The 1058-nt window shown below is 45.0% G+C and carries 1 protein-coding gene; it reads left to right on the forward strand.

Annotated elements, in window-relative coordinates; all coding sequences use genetic code 11:
• Positions 1-1052: iron-containing alcohol dehydrogenase (locus KP78_RS07220; RefSeq protein WP_041087670.1), on the forward strand; the 1052-nt coding region annotated here is incomplete at its 5' end.
• Positions 1053-1058: the final 6 nt, after the last annotated feature.

The raw sequence follows: 1058 nt of genomic DNA on the forward strand, positions 1-1058 counted from the left end.
AATCAGGCTATCTTAATAAAATTGAATCGAATCTAAAAGAAGCTGGCTTTGAAATTCAGCTGATTGAAGGAGTAGAAAACGATCCTTCTGTTACTACCGTTGTAAACGGAGCGAAAAAAATGGAAGAATTCCAGCCGGACTGGATTGTCGGCGTAGGCGGAGGTTCTCCCATTGACGCAGCAAAAGCGATGTGGGTGCTGTATGAAAACCCAGAGCTGACATTTGAACAAATTAAAGCACCGAACCCCCTTCCTGTACTCCGCAAGAAAGCACGCTTCGCCGCGCTTTCCACAACAAGCGGAACGGGTACGGATGTGTCACCGTTCTCTGTTATCACAGATCGTGACAAAGACGTAAAATATCCAGTTTTCGGCTATGAAATCACACCGGACATCGCGATTGTCGATCCAGAGTTAACGTATTCAATGCCGCCAAACATTGTAGCATACACAGGAATGGATACAATCACGCATGGTATTGAAGCTTACGTATCCCTCGCGCATAACCCGTTTACCGATCCATTGGCTATGCAGTCTGTTAAAATGGTTGTGGATAACGTAGAAAAATCATACGCAGGCGACAAGGAAGCAAGAGGCGAAATGCATTATGCCCAAGCGATCGCTGGCATGGCCTTCTCAAACGGCTTTTTAGGAATTGTTCACAGCTTGGCGCATAAGAGCGGTGCGATCTTCGGTATTCCGCACGGTTTAGCAAATGCTCTTTACCTGCCATACGTGATTGACTTTAACAAAAAAGCAGACGCCTCCCGTTTTGCAGAAATCGCAAGAATGCTTGGACTTAAAGGAAATACAGAGGGTGAACTGACCGATGCCCTAACCGAAGAAATTCGCCGCTTGAACCGTGCAATGGATATTCCATTAACGCTTGAAGAATTCGGGATTGACCAAAAGGAATTCGAAAAAAATCTGGATAAAATGGCAGCAGGGGCAGTTGAAGACCCTTGTACACCAGCTAATCCACGTGAAGTAACGGCAGAAGATCTGAAAAAGATTTATATCGCTGCCTTTAACGGTGATAAAGTTGATTTTTAATCGAAC

Source organism: Jeotgalibacillus soli, assembly GCF_000829435.1.
Classification (GTDB): domain Bacteria; phylum Bacillota; class Bacilli; order Bacillales; family Jeotgalibacillaceae; genus Jeotgalibacillus; species Jeotgalibacillus soli.